Origin of the sequence: Kribbella sp. DT2, from assembly GCF_049844575.1 — a bacterium.
Classification (GTDB): Bacteria; Actinomycetota; Actinomycetes; order Propionibacteriales; family Kribbellaceae; genus Kribbella.
In genome coordinates, this window is sequence record NZ_JBNCLH010000011.1 from 1 (window position 1) to 15,605 (window position 15,605).

A 15,605-nucleotide genomic window follows, 5' to 3' on the forward strand; every position below is an offset into this window, starting at 1 on the left:
TGGGCCACCCCCAACCCCCCCCCCCCCCCCCCCCCCGCCCCCCCGCCGCCCCGGGCCGCCGCCGTCCCCCGCGGGTGGGTCAGTGCTTGCGGGTCAGCAGCCTGCGCAGAGCCGACGGGCGCGAGGCGCCGCGGTTGTGCAGCTCGGCCACGCGACGCAGCTCGTAGATGTGGGCACGGGCGACTTCGGGGGTGATCATGATTCCTTCACAGGGTTGTGGTGACGTCGGAGGGGCATCTCCGACTAGTTGAAATTGTACGACGTACGCTGGGCAAACACAAACGAATTAAAGGCAGATCAAACGATCTCCCTACGAATCTGCAGTGAACGGGAGGATTCATGGACGTGATCGATCGACAGCTGGTCGAGGCGCTGCGGGCCAACGGGCGGTCCAGCTGGGCCGAGCTCGGCCGGGTCGTCGGGCTGTCCGGACCGAGCGTCCAGGAGCGGGTGAAGCGGCTCGAGGAGCGCGGTGTCCTGCTCGGCTACCGCGCGGTGGTCGCGCCGGACCAGGTCGGGCTCGGCACCAGCGCGCTGATCGGGCTGTTCCAGCGCGACGACGTGGAGACCGACGACATCGTCGACGGGGTGCGCGAGATCGAGGCCGTCGAGGACTGCTGGTTCGTCGCCGGGGACCAGGAGCTGGTGGTCAAGGTGCGCGTCGCCGACGTCACCCAGCTGGAGGCGGTCGTCGGCCAGCTCCGCCGGGTCAACGGCGTGGTCAGGACCCGGACGACGGTCGTCCTGTCGACCCGCTGGGAAGCACGGCCCGCTCCCCTGCCCCAGTGACGGCTGCAGCGGCTGCCAGCGCCAGTACGGCGGCCGCCGGGTACAGCAGCGCCGGCACGTGCTCGTACGCCGTACCGCCGAGTGCCGGCGCCAGGAACATCCCACTGATCGACGCAGCGGCGTACAGGCTGCTGTAGCGGCCCACCATCCCCTCCGGCGCAGCGTCGGCCACATGAGCCGTCGCAGTCGGTTTGTAAAGCATCTCCCCGGCGGTGATCACCGCAACCGCCACAGCCGCGCCGACCAGCGCCGGCCACACTCCCAGCACGGCCAGGCCCAGCCCGACGAGCAGGAAGCCCGCTGCGATCACCCGCCGGGCCTGGTGGCCTGCCAGCCGCACAGCCAGGGGCGCCTCGAGCAGGACGATCACTACCGAGCTCAGCCCGATCAGTACGCCGTACGCGACTGCTGGTGAGCCCGCGTCCCTCAGCAGCAGCGGCATGGTCGCGAAGAGCTGCCGGTACGCCGTGTCGACCACGACGATCGCACCGAGCAGTACGACGGTCGGCCGGTCCTGCCTCAGCGCCCGCCAGACGCCGCTGACCTGCCGCGCCACCACCCGAGCTGCCGGCGGCACCCAGCGCCAGACCACGACCGCCAGCACCAGACTGCTCACCGCGTCGACGACGAACACCAGGGAGAAGTCGTACGCCGCCAGCAGCCCGCCCAGCGGCGGCCCGATGGTGAACCCGGCGTTGCTGGCGGTCCGCGACAGCGCGATCCCTTCTCTTCGCCGATCGGCCGGCATGGCGGTCGCGACCAGGGCACTGAGGTTGGGGCGGCTCGCTCCCCCGCACAGCCCGGCGACGACGGCTGTGACGGCCAGTACGCCGTTGGGGACGACCGGCATCGCCAAGCAGGCCGCTGCCCAGGTCAGCTGGCTGCCGACCGCAGCCGGACGCAGGCCGAACCGGTCGCCGATCCAGCCGCCGCCGAGGTTGCCGCCGAGCAGGCCTACGCCGTACGCCGCGGCAGCGAACCCGGCCTGCTGCGCGCTCAGGCCGCGGTCGTCGACGAGGTAGAGGGTCAGGTAGATCCAGGCCAGCGCGCCCGCGGAACTGACCAGCTGCCCCAGCATCACTGCCTTCAGCCAGCCGGGGAGGTCGGCGATCCGGCGCCAGAAGTTCATGCTTCTCCCCTTTGAGATTGCCTGAGTTCCTGGCGGGAACTTAGTCGGCCGACTAAGTTGGGCGCAACAGGATTCGGAGCCGACTGAGCGAGGGAGGACGCAGGTGCGGCGGAGCAGTTTCTCGCCCGAGCCGGACTGTGCGGTCGCGCAGTCGCTCGCGGTCGTCGGCGATCCGTGGGAGCTGCTGATCGTCCGCGACCTCGCCCGCGGGCTCGACCGCTTCGACCTGCTGGCCGATTCCCTGCGCATCTCTCGCAAGGTGCTGACCGAGCGACTGGTCGGCCTGATGGACAGCGGGGTTGTCGAGCGTACGGCGTACCAGGAGCGTCCGACGCGCTACGCCTACCGGCTGACTCCGCGCGGTCGGGCTCTGCTCCCGGTCCTCGTCGCTCTGCAGGACTGGGGCGACCGCTGGCTCCTCGGCGACGGCGAACTGACGGGCACCAACGAGCCCGCCGCGCCGCCGGCCCACCGCCTGCACGAGCTCGTCGGCCGACGGATCCCTGAGGGATTGTTGCTGCCAGCAACTAGCCAGGCCCCGATAGATGTTGTCGACAGCAACGCACGAGCCACAGTGCTCTTCGGCTTCCCCGCAACCGGACGCCCGACCCCGCTGCCCGACGAGTGGCCGACCATCGCCGGCGCCCACGGCTGCACGTTGGAGAACAAGCTCTTCAGCGAGCGCCACGACGCGTTCCGCGCGGCCGGTATCGCCGTCCACGGCGTGAGCACCCAGCGTCCCGACGAGCAGCGCACCTTCGCCGACCTAGAGCAGATCGCCCACCCGTTGTTCTCCGACACCGACCTGGCCCTGACCGCCGCACTCCGCCTGCCGACCTTCCGCTCCGGCGGCCTCGAGCGGCTCAAGCGTTTCCTGCTCGTCGTCGGTGCCGACCGCGTGATCCGCGCGGCCCGGTACCCGATCACCGACATCCCCGAAGCGGTCGACTGGGCGCTGAGCACCGCATGATCGAGGTCTGGTGGGCCCGGCTCAGCACACAGCCGATCGATCCCGCGTGGATCACCGATCTCGACCCGACGGAGCGCGAGCGGTTGGCGGCGTATGTGCGGACGGAGGACCAGAACCGTTTCCTGCTGGGCTGCACCATCGTCCGCCGCCTGCTCGCCCGGCGGCAACAGTTGCCTCCAGCAAGTATCCATCTGAACCGGCGCTGCCCGGACTGCGGCCGCCCGCACGGCAAGGTCCATGCCGAGGGCGCCGAGCTGTCGATCACCCACTCCGGCGACCTGGTCGGCGTCGCCTTCCATCCCAGTACGCCGATCGGCCTCGACGTCGAGCTGATCAACCCGTCGGTCGACGCCGTCGCGCTCGCCCGAGTAAGCCTCGCTCCGGTGGAGACCGACGACCTCGTACGCCGTCCGCCTGCAGATCGCGCGGCCGCGTTCACGACGTACTGGACCCGCAAGGAAGCCGCGATCAAGGCCACCGGCGAGGGTATCCGCGCCGACCTCACCAAGCTGGTCGTCACCACACCCGACCAGCCTGCCGCGGTCGTCAGTTGGCCGGACCACCCAGACCCGGTCCAGCTGATCGATGTCGACTCAGCTCCTGATTACCGAGCCACCCTGGCCGCGCTGACAGCTGACCCGATCGAGGTCAGCCTCCAGGATGCCGCCGACCTGCTCGGCTCCTGATCTCAGGGCGCACGGCCGGTCCACTCGGACGACGCGCCGGCGCTGCCGAAGCCTCAGGTCCTGATCTGGCCCTCGCCGATCACGACGTACTTGGTCGAGGTCATCTCCGGCAGCCCCATCGGCCCGCGTGCGTGCAGCTTCTGGGTGGAGATGCCGATCTCCGCGCCGAAGCCGTACTCGCCGCCGTCGGTGAAACGCGTGCTGGCGTTGACCACGACCGCCGCCGAGTCGACCGCCTGCACGAAGCGGCGCGACGCGGCCTGCGACCTGGTGATGATCGCGTCGGTGTGGCTCGAGCTGTACTTGCGGATGTGCGCGACCGCGGCCTCCAGCGAGTCGACAACAGCGGCCGACAGCTCGAGCCCGTGGTACTCCGCCGCGTAGTCCTCGTCCGTGGCCGCCTGAATGTCCTTGCCCGCAGCAACCACCTTCGGGTCGCCGTGCACCGTGACACCGGCCTCGGCCAACGCTGGCAGCGCCCTCGCCAGGAACTCGTCGGCGACGTCGGCGTGCACCAGCAGCGACTCCGCCGCGTTGCACACGCTCGGCCGCTGGGTCTTGGAGTTCATCAGGATCGTCAGCGCGAGGTCGAGATCCGCGTCCGCGTCGACGTACACGTGACAGTTGCCGACGCCGGTCTCGATCACCGGCACGGTCGACTCGGTGACGACGGTCTGGATCAGCCCCGCACCACCGCGCGGAATCAGTACGTCGACCAGCCCGCGCGCCTGCATCAGCTCCTTCACCGCGGCCCGGTCGCCCGGCACACCCTGGATCACGTCGGCCGGCAGGCCGGCCTCGACGACGGCGTCCCGCAGTACGGCGATGATCGCCTCGTTCGACGAGGCCGCCGACGACGACCCGCGCAGCAGCACCGCGTTGCCCGACTTCAGGCAGATCCCCGCCGCGTCGGCGGTCACGTTCGGCCGCGCCTCGTAGATGATCCCGACGACACCGAACGGCACCCGCACCTGCTTGAGCTCCAGCCCGTTCGGCAGGTTGTACCCGCGGACGACCTCGCCCACCGGATCCACCAGCCCCGCCAGTTGCTCCAGCCCCGCGGCCATCGCGTCCACGCGCCCCGGGTCGAGCGCCAGCCGGTCAACGGTCGACTCCGCCGTACCGGCCTCGCGTGCCGCCGCGACGTCCTTCGCGTTCGCCGTCACGATCCGCTCGGCGTTGGCCCGCAGAGCCGCCGCCATCGCGTGCAACGCCGCGTCCTTCGTCGCCCGCGAAGCCGCCGCCAACGAGTACGACGCCTCCCGCGCCTGCCGGCACAACTGGATGATCTCGCTCATCCACCAATCCTAGGCCGCCGACCCACCACCCCGCGCGCCCGTCTCAACCCTCACCCTGCGAGGAAGACCTCAGCCACGCGGGCGGCGCAGGCGCGGGAGGCGCGCGATCGCGTGGGACAGGGGTACGGCGGCTGCCAGGGCGAGGTTGAGGCGGGCGTTCGACGGCGCCGGCGGTACGTCGTACGCGCGAAGTCGTCGCCACGCCCACAGGCTGAACGGGATGACGACCAGCGGCGTCGTCACCAGCCCCGGCGTGTACCGCCGCAGGACCGCCGACTGCGCCAGGTGAGTCACGCCGTGCATCCCGAAGCCGGTCAGAGCCGCCTGGAAGAAGGCGCTGCGCCCGCCCGACCGAGCCCCAGCAAACGACGCGGCAGCCATCACCACACCGGTCAGCCCGATCGCGGTCGCCGCCTCCGCGCGCGTCATCGGCAACTGCTCGACAACAGCATCCGGTACGCCGGGCAGCACCGCGCGCACCTGCTCCGGCGCCTCGCGCGACCACCCCGCCATCGTCGCGAGCTCCTCGGCGTCATGAATCACCCACGCCGCCAGCAATCCCCAGGCAATCCCCTTCATGCCCACAGCTTAGACACATACCTGCTCGCCTATATAAGCGACGGCTGCTATTCTGCGGTCATGACCGGGAGGTTCCCGATGGAACAGTTGCGCAGGTTCTGGGCCCGCCGCCTGGAAGCGTTACGGATCGAACTGGAACGCGGCGAGCGCGAGACTCCCGAGCAGGAAGCCCCAGCAGACAAGGACGAAGCGGATGAGTGACCTCATCGACCAGCTCAACGCGGTGACCCGATCGCTGGGCAGTACGACGATCCCCGCCGGCGACGCGCGCACCGTCGTACTGACGCGCACGTACGCCGCCGACCTCGAGGACGTCTGGGACGCCCTCACCACCGCCGACCGCCTCGCCCGGTGGCTCCTCCCGGTCGAAGGCGACCTCCACCTCGGCGGCACCTACCGCCTCAGCGACAGCACCCGCGGCGACATCCTCGCCTGCGAACCGCCACATCTCCTCCGCATCACCTGGCTGTACGGCGAAGACGTCACCCCCAAGAACATCAGCGAGGTCGAAGCCCGCCTAGAGCCCGACGGCCCTCACACCCGCCTCACCCTCACCCACGCGGCCGTCGACGCCGAAGACTTCTGGGCCCAGTACGGCCCCGGCGCCACCGGAGTCGGCTGGGACCTCGCCCTCCTCGCACTCCACCAGCATCTCGCCGGCACCCCCTTCAACCCCACCACCTGGGAATCCACCCCCGAAGCCCAGCAAGCCGCCACCCACAGCTCCACCACCTGGGGCGAAACCGCCGCAACCACCGGCACCCCCTCCGAGCAAGTCACCCAGTGGGTCGAAGCCACCACCAAGTTCTACACAACCGACTAGCTGTGATGGCCGCCCCCGCAGCTTGCTGCAGAGCAATTCCGCCTTGCGCGGCCTGGGGACATCACTTCGACGGTTTCCCCGCCGCCCGGACCGCGGCCAGGCCGACGACGAGGAAGACGGCGCCGACGGACACGACGGCAACTCCCATCGCCAGGCCCGGCTCGAAGGCCGCCGTGACGGCCGTCGTCATCCCCGCGAGGACAAGGACGATGCCCGCCCGGCGGTACAACCGGCCCTGCGCCGCCCTGAACCCTTCGAGTCTGCCGATGAAGCGACCGCCCGGGGCGAACAGGGGCGCCGCAGCGCCGAGACAGGTGATCAGGAGGCCACCGGCGGCCGCGACAGTCTTCTCGAACGGGTATGCGTCGCCGGTGTGCAGGGAGAGCAGCCCGAAGTGAAGTGCCACCAGGGTCACGGACAGACCCATGAGCGTCCAGCTCAACACACGGCGGGCCCGTTCGGGCGAACGGTCCTGCCCCATGGCCGTGCGCTTGAGCAGTTCATGGTCCGCACGCAATATCACCGAGAACAAGACAATGAGGACGAGCAGGACGCTCGGCAGGGCAACAGCCGTGACTTCCCGGCTCACCACGCTTTGCCCATGGCGCCCGTCGGCCTCCCGGGTGACGATCTCGGCGGCCATCTCCGGCCACGCCACGATCGCTGTCGCGATCATGATCGCGACAGCCGCCAGCGCCACCACGGCACCCGGCCACGGGACCACGACCCAGGCCGGCGGCGGATTCTCGGTCCGAGACGCTTCGGTGGAGCCGGTCGCAGTCATGGCTTGCCCTTCTGGTTGGCGGTCCTGGATCCTGCAGTGCTGCCACTTCCAGCCGTCGCGCCGGGCTCAGCCCTCTGCGGCCGACGCAACTCCGCCAACGCGACGATCGCCTCGTCCAGCAGGCTCATCTGGAGCCGGTACTGGACCTCGGTCGCGCGGCGCCGGGTCTCGACCAGACCCGCTTGCCGCAGGACCTTGAGGTGGCCGGACAGAGTGGACGGGCCGATGCCCAACGCGGCGCCGATGTCACCGGCGCGGACATAGTCCTTGTCGCGCAGATAGCGCAGGATCTGCCGCCTTGCCCCGTGGGCCAGGGCGGCGAAGAGCCCGTCTCCAGGTTCTTCGGTATTTCGCGACATACCGAAATAGTACGGCGCACCGCTGCATCAGGCAAGGCGGACCGCCACGACCGACGCCAAGCGGGACCGTGCAGGTGAGGTGAGCCGGCAGTCCGCCTGCTTCTCTTTCTTTGCTCTTGGCAACCTTCAGAGCAGGACGAGGTCGTCTCGGTGGACTACTTCTCGTTCGTACGCCGCGCCGAGCTCCTTGGCCAGGTCTCGGGTGGAGCGGCCCAGGAGGGTGGGGAGTTCTGTGGCGTCGTAGTTGACCAGGCCCCGGGCGATGACGGCGCCCGACGGGGAGACCAGGTCTACGGGGTCGCCGGCGGAGAAGGTGCCTTCTACTGTGAGGATTCCGGCGGGCAGCAGAGACGTACGGCGTTCGGTGACTGCTCGTACGGCGCCCTCGTCCAACTGGAGGCGGCCCTGGCCGGAGGTGGCGTGTTGGAGCCACAGGAGGCGGGTCTTCGCGCGGCGGCCGGTGGGGTGGAAGAGGGTGCCTACGGGATCCCCCTGGAGGGCCTCGCCGACTCGCCCGGCGGAAGTCAGTACGACGGGAATGCCTGCCGCGGTGGCGATCGCGGCGGCTTCTACCTTGGTCTGCATGCCGCCGGTGCCGACGCCCGATGAGCCGGTGCGGCCGATCTGCAGGGACTTGAGGTCCTCGGGGCCTCGGACCTCCGGGATCATCACCGTGCCGGGCTTGCGGGGGTCGCCGCTGTAGAGGCCGTCGACGTCGGAGAGCAGGACGAGCAGGTCCGTGTGGACCAGATGGCTGGTGAGAGCAGCCAACCGGTCGTTGTCGCCGAAGCGGATTTCTGTGGTGGCTACCGTGTCGTTCTCGTTGACGATCGGTACGACGCCCAGCTCCAGCAACCGTGCGAAGGTCCGGTAGGCGTTGCGGTAGTGCGACCGACGGGTCACGTCGTCGACCGTCAGCAGGACCTGCCCGACCCGCAGACCGTGCGCGGCGAACGCGTCGCTGTACCGCGCCATCAGCAACCCTTGCCCGACCGACGCGGCGGCCTGCTGGGTCGCCAGGTCGCGCGGTCGGGAGCGCAGCCCCATCGGCGCGAGCCCGGCGGCGATCGCGCCGGAGGACACCAGAACGACCTCGGTGCCGTCGACGCGCCGGGCGGCGAGCGCGTCGACGAGCAGGCGGAGCCGGTCGAGATCGATCCGGCCTCGCTGGGTCAGGGACGACGACCCGACCTTCACGACGATTCGGGCGGCCTGAACGACCTCCGCGCGGCGTTTCATCAGCTCTCCCACCAGGGAATCAGTTGCCTGAGGCTCGCACCATTGCGGGCCCAAGGCAACTGTTTACGTGCGGTCTTCCGCGTCGACGTCGATGTCCTGCCCGGCGGCGAACGCGAGCTCGGCCTGCAGTTCCTGCTGGGCCTCCAGCTCGCGCGCCTGCTTGCGGGCCAGTCGCTCGGCGGCCTTCTGGGCCGCCTTCGACTCGGCCGGGGACAGGTCGACCTCGTCCTCGGTCCAGCCCGCGCCGTACTCGGACAGGTCCGGCGACGGCTCGATCTCGCCGGAACGGCGAGCGTGGTACATCTCGTCCTTGGCCTTCTTGCGCTGCGCGGCCGGGCGGTCCTCCTCGAGGCGGTGGTCCTCACCGCGCCGCGAGAGCAGCTCGGCACCAGCCTGTACGTCGGGCGCGAAGTCGAACACGACCGCGTTCGGGCCGTCGCCGATCATCACGCCGTCGCCGGCCATCGCGCCGCGCTCGAGCAGTTCCTTCTCGACGCCGAGCCGGTTCAGCCGGTCGGCCAGGTACCCGGTCGCTTCGGCGTTGGTGAAGTCGGTCTGCCGGACCCAGCGCTCGGGCTTGTCGCCCTGCACCAGCCAGGTGCCGTCGGGGGTCCTCTTCACCTTGAACTCGACCCCACCGGTCATCTGCGGCCGGATGATGATCCGGGTGGTGTCGGGCGTGGCCATCTCGGAGCGGCGCTTCCCGACGATCTCGGCCATCGCGAACTTCAGCGCGTCCAGGCCCTCGTGGCTGGCGGTCGAGATCGAGAACACCTTCATGCCGCGCTGCTCGAGCTCCGCGGTCACCATCTCCGCGATCTCGCGCGCGTCCGGTACGTCGATCTTGTTCAGCGCGACCAGCCGCGGCCGGTCCTCCAGGCCGCCGTGCGCGGTCAGCTCGGCCTCGATCGTGTCCAGGTCGCTGAGCGGGTCCCGGCCGGGCTCGTATGTCGCGCAGTCGATCACGTGGATCAGCGCCGCGCAGCGCTCGACGTGCCGCAGGAAGTCGTGCCCGAGCCCGCGGCCCTCGCTGGCGCCTTCGATCAGACCCGGTACGTCGGCCACGGTGAACGTGGTCTCGCCCGCGACGACGACGCCGAGGTTCGGGATCAGGGTGGTGAACGGGTAGTCGGCGATCTTCGGCCGGGCGCGGCTGATCGACGCGATCAGCGACGACTTGCCGGCGCTCGGGAAGCCGACCAGGCCGACGTCGGCGACGACCTTGAGCTCGAGGACGACGGTGCGCTCCTCGCCATCCTCACCGAGCAGCGCGAACCCGGGCGCCTTGCGGGCCGAGCTGGCCAGCGCCGCGTTGCCCAGGCCGCCCTTGCCGCCGGCGGCCGCGACGAACTCCGCGCCCGGACCGACGAGGTCGGCGAGGATCTCGCCTTCCGGCGTACTGACGACGGTGCCGTCCGGGACCGGCAGGACGACGTCGCCGCCCTTGCTGCCGGCCTGGTGGTCACCCTTGCCCTGGGCGCCGTTCGTCGCCGAGCGGTGGCTGGAGCGGTGGTAGTCGACCAGCGTGGTCTGGTCGGGGTCGACGCGCAGGATGATGCTGCCGCCGTCACCGCCGTTGCCGCCGTCCGGGCCGCCGAGCGGCTTGAACTTCTCGCGGTGCACCGAGGCGCAGCCGTTTCCGCCGTTGCCACCGGTGACGTGCACCGTGACCCGGTCGACAAAGCTGGGGATCGCCATCGGGGTTCTCTACTTCCTGCAGGGTTCGGAGAGGGTTCTCCGTGAACAGCGAAAAGGGCGGGCCGCGGTATTCCGCGACCCGCCCCTCTCAGAGCTTGCAATCGTGCCGGGTGGCGGTGTTACTCCGCCGGGGCCGGGAGGATGTTGACGACGCGACGGCCGCGACGGGTGCCGAACTCGACCCGCCCCTCGGCCAGCGCGAACAGCGTGTCGTCGCCACCCCGGCCGACCAGCGTGCCCGGGTGGAAGTGCGTGCCGCGCTGCCGGACGATGATCTCGCCGGCGTTGACCAGCTGGCCGCCGAAGCGCTTCACGCCGAGCCGCTGTGCGTTCGAGTCGCGCCCGTTACGGGTGGACGCCGCGCCCTTCTTGTGTGCCATTGCTGATCAGCTCACTTCTTCTTCGCGTCGATCGCGGTGACCTTGACCTGGGTGTAGTGCTGGCGGTGCCCCTGGCGCTTGCGGTAACCGGTCTTGTTCTTGTACTTGAGGATGTGGATCTTCGGGCCCTTGGTCCGGCCGAGGACCTCAGCCGAGACGGCCACCTTGGACAAAGCGGCGGCATCGGTCGTCACGGTGTCGCCATCGACGACGAGGACTGCGGACAGCGACACCGTGTCGCCGACCTGGTCCGTCAGGCTGTCGATCTCGATGACATCGCCGACGGCGACCTTCTGCTGGGTGCCGCCACTGCGCACGATCGCGTACACCGTGGATCTCACTCTCTGTTTGTTCGGAAGACTTACCGAGCCTGGGTGCTGGTGGAGTCAAGCCACACCAGCACACCCGGCCCACACAAAGGAGGCACGCAGGATGCGCGCCGAATGGGAAGTTTACTACGACAGCGTCGCAAACCTCAAAACGGTGCTAGGGAGCGGTCGTGACCAGCTCCGGCGCGCTCTCGGCGTCGGAATCGGCCGACTTCGACCGGCTCCGGCTGCTGCGACGGCGACGGGTCCGGGTGGAACCGTTCTCCGAGGACTCCGAGGCGTCGGCCGGGGCCTCCGCAGCAGCGTCCTGTACGTCGCTCACGCGCTCCTCGGAGCCGGAGTCCGGCGCCGAGTCCGAGGCCGGAGCCTCGTGCCCGTTCGACGCTGCCGAGGCGGCGGCGATCTGGGCCAGGCGCTGCGCGGCGTCGCCGTTGTGCGGCGCCTCGGCGGTCTCGGTCTGCTCGTCGTCGCGACGGCCCTTGCCCCGGTTGCGGCGTGAGCTCTTGCGGCCCTCGCCTTCCGAGGAAGCCGCCTTGGCGTGGTCGTGGCCGTTCTTCTGCTCCGGCTGCTGGCCGCGACCCCCGCCGCGGCGGGACTCCTTCGGCTCGTCGTGCAGGATCAGGCCGCGGCCACCGCAGTGGTCGCAGTTCTCGCTGAACGCCTCGAGCAGCCCGGTACCGATCCGCTTGCGGGTCATCTGGACCAGACCCAGCGAGGTCACCTCGGCGACCTGGTGCTTGGTCCGGTCCCGGCCCAGGCACTCCACCAGCCGGCGCAGCACGAGGTCGCGGTTGGACTCCAGCACCATGTCGATGAAGTCGATCACGATGATGCCGCCGATGTCGCGTAGCCGCAGCTGGCGGACGATCTCCTCGGCCGCTTCCAGGTTGTTCTTGGTGACGGTCTCCTCGAGGTTGCCCCCGGAGCCGGTGAACTTGCCGGTGTTGACGTCGACGACCGTCATCGCCTCGGTGCGGTCGATGACCAGCGAACCGCCCGACGGCAGCCAGACCTTGCGGTCGAGCGCCTTCTTGATCTGCTCGTCGATCCGGAAGTTCGCGAACACGTCGTTGTCGCCGGTCCACTTCTCGACCCGGTCGGCCAGGTGCGGCGCCACGTGCTCGACGTACTCGCTCACCTGGTCGTAGGCGTCGTCACCGGAGATCACCAGCTTGGTGAAGTCCTCGGTGAACAGGTCGCGGACCACGCGGATCAGCAGGTCCGGCTCGCCGTGCAGCAGCTGCGGCGCCTGGCCCGACTTCGACAGCTTGTCGATCTCGGTCCAGTACGACTGCAGACGGCTGACGTCGGCGGTCAGCTCCTGCTCGGTCGCGCCCTCGGCCGCTGTCCGGACGATGACGCCCGCCTCGTCCGGGACGATGTCCTTGAGGATGTGCTTGAGCCGGTTCCGCTCGGTGTCGGGCAGCTTGCGGCTGATGCCGCCGTTGCCGCCGCGCGGCACGTACACGACGTACCGGCCGGGCAGGCTGATCTGGTTGGTGAGCCGGGCGCCCTTGTGGCCGATCGGGTCCTTGGTCACCTGGACCAGGACCGCCTGGCCGGACTTCAGCACCGACTCGATCTTGCGCGGGCCGTTGCCGGCGCCGAGCGTGGCCCAGTCGACCTCACCGGCGTACAGGACAGCGTTGCGGCCCTTGCCGATGTCGATGAACGCGGCCTCCATGCTGGGCAGCACGTTCTGCACCCGGCCGAGGTACACGTTGCCGATCAGCGAGACCTGCTCCTCCTGGGCGACGTAGTGCTCGACCAGGACGTTGTCCTCGGAGACGGCGATCTGGGTCAGGTCGCCGCGGGCGCGGATCACCATCGCCCGCTCGACCGACTCGCGCCGGGCCAGGAACTCGGCCTCGCTGACGATCGGCGCCCGGCGGCGGCCGGCGGCGCGGCCCTCACGGCGGCGCTGCTTCTTCGCCTCCAGGCGGGTCGAGCCCTCGACCGCGGTGATCTCGTTCGAGGTGTTCTTGCTGCGCGGCTCACGGACCCGTACGACGGTCTCGTCCGGGTCGTCGGCCGCGACGGCGCCCTCTTCGCCCTTACGGCGGCGACGGCGACGCCGGCGACGCGACGAGCTGCCGGAGCCCTCGTCGTCGGACTGCTCGGCGTCGTCGTCCGCCTCGGCGTCGGCGGACTGGTCGTCGTCGTTGTCGTCCTCGTCGGAGGAGTCGTCGGCGTTGTCGTCCGCGCCCTCGCCCGACTTGCGGCGACGTCGGCCACCGCGGCGGCGACGGCGACGGCGGGTGCCCTCGCCGTTCTCGTCGTCATCGTCGTCGGCGTCGGCCGCGGCGTCCTCGGCGGTGACCTCCTGGGCCGCCTCGAGCACGGGCTCGGCGCGGTCGGCGGCGAGCTCCTCGGCGTCCTTGCCACGGCGGGAGCGGCGGCGACGGGTCGTCGGCTCGTCGGCCTCGGCAGACTCCGCCGGTCCGTCGGTCGGCTGCTCGTCGGTCTGTACGTCGACCTCGGCGGCCGCGCCGCGACGGCTGCGGGTCCGCTTGCGCGGGGCCGCCGTCGTGTCGGTGTCCTCCGGGGTGGCCTCGACCGGGCTGGTCGCTGCTGCCTGGGGGGCAACCTCGACAGGAGCCTGGAAGAGCGGGGCCGCGACGGGGGCGCGACGGCGGGAGCGGCGGGCGCTCTGGGGGGCTTCCTCAGCCGGCTCCTCTTCGGTCGCTGCCGGGGTGCCGCCGCCGACCGTCACGTACGAGGTGCCGGTGGTGGTGACTGACTTGGCGGCGGGCTCGGCGGTGGTGCGGGAGGCCTTGCCGGCGCCGGAAGCGTCGCCTGCGGCTGAGGCCGCTGCGGCGCCAGTTGTGGACGAAGCGGTGTCGTCGGTTTGGGCGGAGGCGTTGCGGCCCCGGGCGCCGCGGCCCGACCGGGTGGAGCCGGTCTTGGCGGAGCCGGACTCGGCGGTGGTGCGGGAGGCCTTGCCGGCGCCGGAAGCGTCGCCTGCGGCTGAGGCCGCTGCGGCGCCAGTTTTACCCGAAGCAGTGTCGCCCGACCGGGTGGAGCCGGAGCTCGACCGGCTAGAGCCGGACTGGGTGGCTGCTGCTTCGGCCTCGGCTTCCTCGTCCTCTTCTGCGTCGGCCACGGGGCCGTCCGTGAGGGGGGAGTCGGGCGTGAGGAGGTCGGGCTGGGGGGCGGCGGTCTTCTTGGTGGTGCGGCGCCGGGTGGTCTTCTTCGCCGGGGCCGGGGTCTCGACGACCGGGCCGCCGTCGGCGGTGGTGTCGGTGGGGACCTCGGGGGTGTCCTCGGCGGCGGTCTTCTTGACCGTGCGCTTGGTGGCGGCCTTCTTGGCGGGAGCCTTCGCGGCGGCCTTACGGGCTGCGGTCTTCTTGACCGGGGCCGGGTCGGCGGTTTCCGCGTCGGACTGGGTGCTCACCTCGGCGGGCGCGGCGGTCTTCTTGACCGTGCGCTTGCGGGTGGTGGCGGTCTTGGCCGTCGTCTTCTTGGCGGCGGCCTTCTTCGCGCCGGCCTTGCGGGCCGGCTGGGTGGGGGCCGAGTCGTCGGCCTCAGTGGTGTTGGGCTCGTTGTCGAGCATGCAGTGCGGGTCTCCTCAGGCCCTCCGGCGCATCCTGCGACCCCTGTCACGGGTCCGGCGCGCCCAGAAGGCGGTCACGGTCTCGCCGTTTCCGGCGGGTGGCCGGCACGGCGGAAGCCTGCTGGGTCCCGCTCCCCCGCGCTCAGGGCGCAGTCGGAGCGGCGACGTCGCCCTCCGCGTGGTGCGTCTCATGGTCTACCGCCTGGCCGGTCGCGGTCGCCTGGTTGGCGTCGCGGTCACGAGCGAGCGGATCGTCCACTGTGCCGGAGGCCGCGATGAGCGGGCCCTGGGCGAGCCTGGTCAGAAGAGCCGGGCCCGTCACCGGAAGCGTCGCTACTTCGAGCACGCCGGCGAGAACGTCGTCGGGTCTCACGGCCGGGGTTCCGTGCCGTAACACCACTTGCAGTATCGCACACGTCTCAACCGAAGCCGGTCCACTACCGACGGTGAGTCGGAGAACTGCCTCCCGACAGTCGAACGAGCGAAGTCCCCGTTTGGTCATGCGCTCGACCAGAATTTCCTCCCGCGCGAGGAACGCCTCCACCGCGCCGCCGGCGTCGGCCGGGTCGACCCCCGGCAGCGCGATCTCCCACTCGCTGGCCTCCAGCTGCTCGGCCAGCGACCCACCCGCGGCGGTCACCACGTCGAGCACGTCAAGCCCCGCCGGGAGCGCCTCGTCCAGAGCAGCCCGTACGACGTCCGGCGCGCGCTCGTGTGTGAGCGAGATCTCCAAGTACTCCGCCTCGGAGGCGGCGCCGGTCGGCGCGGCGCCGGCGTACGAGATCTTCGGGTGCGGGCTGAAGCCGTGCGAGAAGGCGACCGGCAGCTCCGCGCGCCGGACCGCCCGCTCGAAGGCGCGCTGGAAGTCGCGGTGCGAGGTGAAGCGCAAGCGCCCGCGCTTGGCGAAGCGCACGCGCAACTTCTGGACCGCGGGGAGCTGCTGGGACGGCGGAGCTTGTACAGGTGCCACGACGGCATTCTGACAGCCC

Annotated in this window: 16 protein-coding genes; 5 read left to right on the plus strand and 11 right to left on the minus strand. The window is 70.6% G+C overall.

All coding sequences use genetic code 11. From position 1 onward, the window contains the following. The first annotated feature begins 339 nt into the window (after positions 1-339). Entirely contained in the window at positions 340-789 is a 450-nt protein-coding gene (locus ACLQ2O_RS35590) for an Lrp/AsnC family transcriptional regulator (RefSeq protein ID WP_363676032.1), read from the plus strand. Here the strand turns inward: ACLQ2O_RS35590 and ACLQ2O_RS35595 are convergent. After that, a complete protein-coding gene (locus ACLQ2O_RS35595; RefSeq protein ID WP_425840991.1) occupies positions 722-1,918 on the minus strand; it encodes an MFS transporter in 1,197 nt (398 codons plus the stop codon). The genes ACLQ2O_RS35590 and ACLQ2O_RS35595 overlap by 68 nt on opposite strands. Before the next feature lie 103 nt (positions 1,919-2,021). Between ACLQ2O_RS35595 and ACLQ2O_RS35600 the strand changes: the two genes are divergently transcribed. Next, a complete protein-coding gene (locus tag ACLQ2O_RS35600) occupies positions 2,022-2,888 on the plus strand; it encodes a winged helix-turn-helix transcriptional regulator (protein ID WP_425840994.1) in 867 nt (288 codons plus the stop codon). Further along, the gene (locus ACLQ2O_RS35605) at positions 2,885-3,574 is read left to right on the plus strand and encodes a 4'-phosphopantetheinyl transferase family protein (protein WP_425840997.1); all 690 of its coding nucleotides are present in this window, start codon (positions 2,885-2,887) and stop codon (positions 3,572-3,574) included. Before ACLQ2O_RS35600 ends, ACLQ2O_RS35605 begins: the two co-directional genes overlap by 4 nt. Before the next feature lie 53 nt (positions 3,575-3,627). Here ACLQ2O_RS35605 and ACLQ2O_RS35610 read toward each other — a convergent pair whose 3' ends face one another. Both ACLQ2O_RS35610 and ACLQ2O_RS35615 read right to left on the minus strand, forming a co-directional pair. Then, entirely contained in the window at positions 3,628-4,872 is a 1,245-nt protein-coding gene (locus tag ACLQ2O_RS35610; protein WP_425841000.1) for a glutamate-5-semialdehyde dehydrogenase, read from the minus strand. A gap of 69 nt (positions 4,873-4,941) precedes the next feature. Then, positions 4,942-5,451, minus strand: a complete 510-nt coding sequence (locus ACLQ2O_RS35615; protein ID WP_425841003.1) for an HXXEE domain-containing protein — start codon at positions 5,449-5,451, stop codon at positions 4,942-4,944. 60 nt (positions 5,452-5,511) lie between these two features. On the opposite strand from ACLQ2O_RS35615, the gene ACLQ2O_RS35620 reads away from it, so the two are divergent. Beyond that, positions 5,512-5,652, plus strand: coding sequence for a hypothetical protein (locus ACLQ2O_RS35620; RefSeq protein ID WP_425841006.1), 141 nt, complete (start codon positions 5,512-5,514; stop codon positions 5,650-5,652). Then, positions 5,645-6,274, plus strand: coding sequence for an SRPBCC family protein (locus ACLQ2O_RS35625; RefSeq protein WP_425841008.1), 630 nt, complete (start codon positions 5,645-5,647; stop codon positions 6,272-6,274). The genes ACLQ2O_RS35620 and ACLQ2O_RS35625 overlap by 8 nt, the downstream gene beginning before the upstream one ends. A gap of 61 nt (positions 6,275-6,335) precedes the next feature. Here the strand turns inward: ACLQ2O_RS35625 and ACLQ2O_RS35630 are convergent, their stop codons facing one another. From ACLQ2O_RS35630 to ACLQ2O_RS35665, 8 genes are all read right to left on the minus strand, one after another. Beyond that, positions 6,336-7,058, minus strand: coding sequence for a hypothetical protein (locus ACLQ2O_RS35630; protein WP_425841011.1), 723 nt, complete (start codon positions 7,056-7,058; stop codon positions 6,336-6,338). Continuing rightward, positions 7,055-7,417, minus strand: a complete 363-nt coding sequence (locus tag ACLQ2O_RS35635; protein ID WP_425841014.1) for an ArsR/SmtB family transcription factor — start codon at positions 7,415-7,417, stop codon at positions 7,055-7,057. The genes ACLQ2O_RS35630 and ACLQ2O_RS35635 overlap by 4 nt, the downstream gene beginning before the upstream one ends. A 126-nt stretch (positions 7,418-7,543) precedes the next feature. Further along, the gene (gene proB / locus ACLQ2O_RS35640) at positions 7,544-8,656 is read right to left on the minus strand and encodes a glutamate 5-kinase (protein WP_425841018.1); all 1,113 of its coding nucleotides are present in this window, start codon (positions 8,654-8,656) and stop codon (positions 7,544-7,546) included. A gap of 63 nt (positions 8,657-8,719) precedes the next feature. Beyond that, complete coding sequence (obgE, locus tag ACLQ2O_RS35645; protein WP_425841021.1) at positions 8,720-10,354, minus strand: GTPase ObgE; 1,635 nt, start codon at positions 10,352-10,354, stop codon at positions 8,720-8,722. Positions 10,355-10,473: 119 nt separating this feature from the next. Next, complete coding sequence (rpmA, locus tag ACLQ2O_RS35650) at positions 10,474-10,734, minus strand: 50S ribosomal protein L27 (protein ID WP_425841024.1); 261 nt, start codon at positions 10,732-10,734, stop codon at positions 10,474-10,476. An 11-nt stretch (positions 10,735-10,745) separates the two neighbouring features. After that, a complete protein-coding gene (gene rplU / locus ACLQ2O_RS35655) occupies positions 10,746-11,063 on the minus strand; it encodes a 50S ribosomal protein L21 (RefSeq protein WP_012919954.1) in 318 nt (105 codons plus the stop codon). Positions 11,064-11,220: 157 nt separating this feature from the next. Next, positions 11,221-14,616, minus strand: coding sequence for an Rne/Rng family ribonuclease (locus ACLQ2O_RS35660; RefSeq protein ID WP_425841027.1), 3,396 nt, complete (start codon positions 14,614-14,616; stop codon positions 11,221-11,223). Positions 14,617-14,758: 142 nt separating this feature from the next. After that, positions 14,759-15,586 carry a TIGR03936 family radical SAM-associated protein gene (locus ACLQ2O_RS35665; protein ID WP_425841029.1) on the minus strand — a complete coding sequence of 276 codons (828 nt, stop codon included), beginning with the start codon at positions 15,584-15,586 and terminating at the stop codon, positions 14,759-14,761. Positions 15,587-15,605 lie beyond the last annotated feature (19 nt).

Excerpts from the sequence above, each read along its gene's own strand:
- ACLQ2O_RS35620 (WP_425841006.1), top strand. The coding sequence starts at position 5,512 with ATGACCGGGAGGTTCCCGATGGAACAGTTGCGCAGGTTCTGGGCCCGC.
- ACLQ2O_RS35590 (WP_363676032.1), top strand. The coding sequence starts at position 340 with ATGGACGTGATCGATCGACAGCTGGTCGAGGCGCTGCGGGCCAACGGG.
- obgE (WP_425841021.1), bottom strand. The coding sequence starts at position 10,354 with ATGGCGATCCCCAGCTTTGTCGACCGGGTCACGGTGCACGTCACCGGT.
- proB (WP_425841018.1), bottom strand. The coding sequence starts at position 8,656 with ATGAAACGCCGCGCGGAGGTCGTTCAGGCCGCCCGAATCGTCGTGAAG.
- ACLQ2O_RS35615 (WP_425841003.1), bottom strand. The coding sequence starts at position 5,451 with ATGAAGGGGATTGCCTGGGGATTGCTGGCGGCGTGGGTGATTCATGAC.
- ACLQ2O_RS35630 (WP_425841011.1), bottom strand. The coding sequence starts at position 7,058 with ATGACTGCGACCGGCTCCACCGAAGCGTCTCGGACCGAGAATCCGCCG.
- ACLQ2O_RS35635 (WP_425841014.1), bottom strand. The coding sequence starts at position 7,417 with ATGTCGCGAAATACCGAAGAACCTGGAGACGGGCTCTTCGCCGCCCTG.
- ACLQ2O_RS35610 (WP_425841000.1), bottom strand. The coding sequence starts at position 4,872 with ATGAGCGAGATCATCCAGTTGTGCCGGCAGGCGCGGGAGGCGTCGTAC.
- ACLQ2O_RS35660 (WP_425841027.1), bottom strand. The coding sequence starts at position 14,616 with ATGCTCGACAACGAGCCCAACACCACTGAGGCCGACGACTCGGCCCCC.
- ACLQ2O_RS35625 (WP_425841008.1), top strand. The coding sequence starts at position 5,645 with ATGAGTGACCTCATCGACCAGCTCAACGCGGTGACCCGATCGCTGGGC.
- rpmA (WP_425841024.1), bottom strand. The coding sequence starts at position 10,734 with ATGGCACACAAGAAGGGCGCGGCGTCCACCCGTAACGGGCGCGACTCG.
- ACLQ2O_RS35605 (WP_425840997.1), top strand. The coding sequence starts at position 2,885 with ATGATCGAGGTCTGGTGGGCCCGGCTCAGCACACAGCCGATCGATCCC.
- ACLQ2O_RS35595 (WP_425840991.1), bottom strand. The coding sequence starts at position 1,918 with ATGAACTTCTGGCGCCGGATCGCCGACCTCCCCGGCTGGCTGAAGGCA.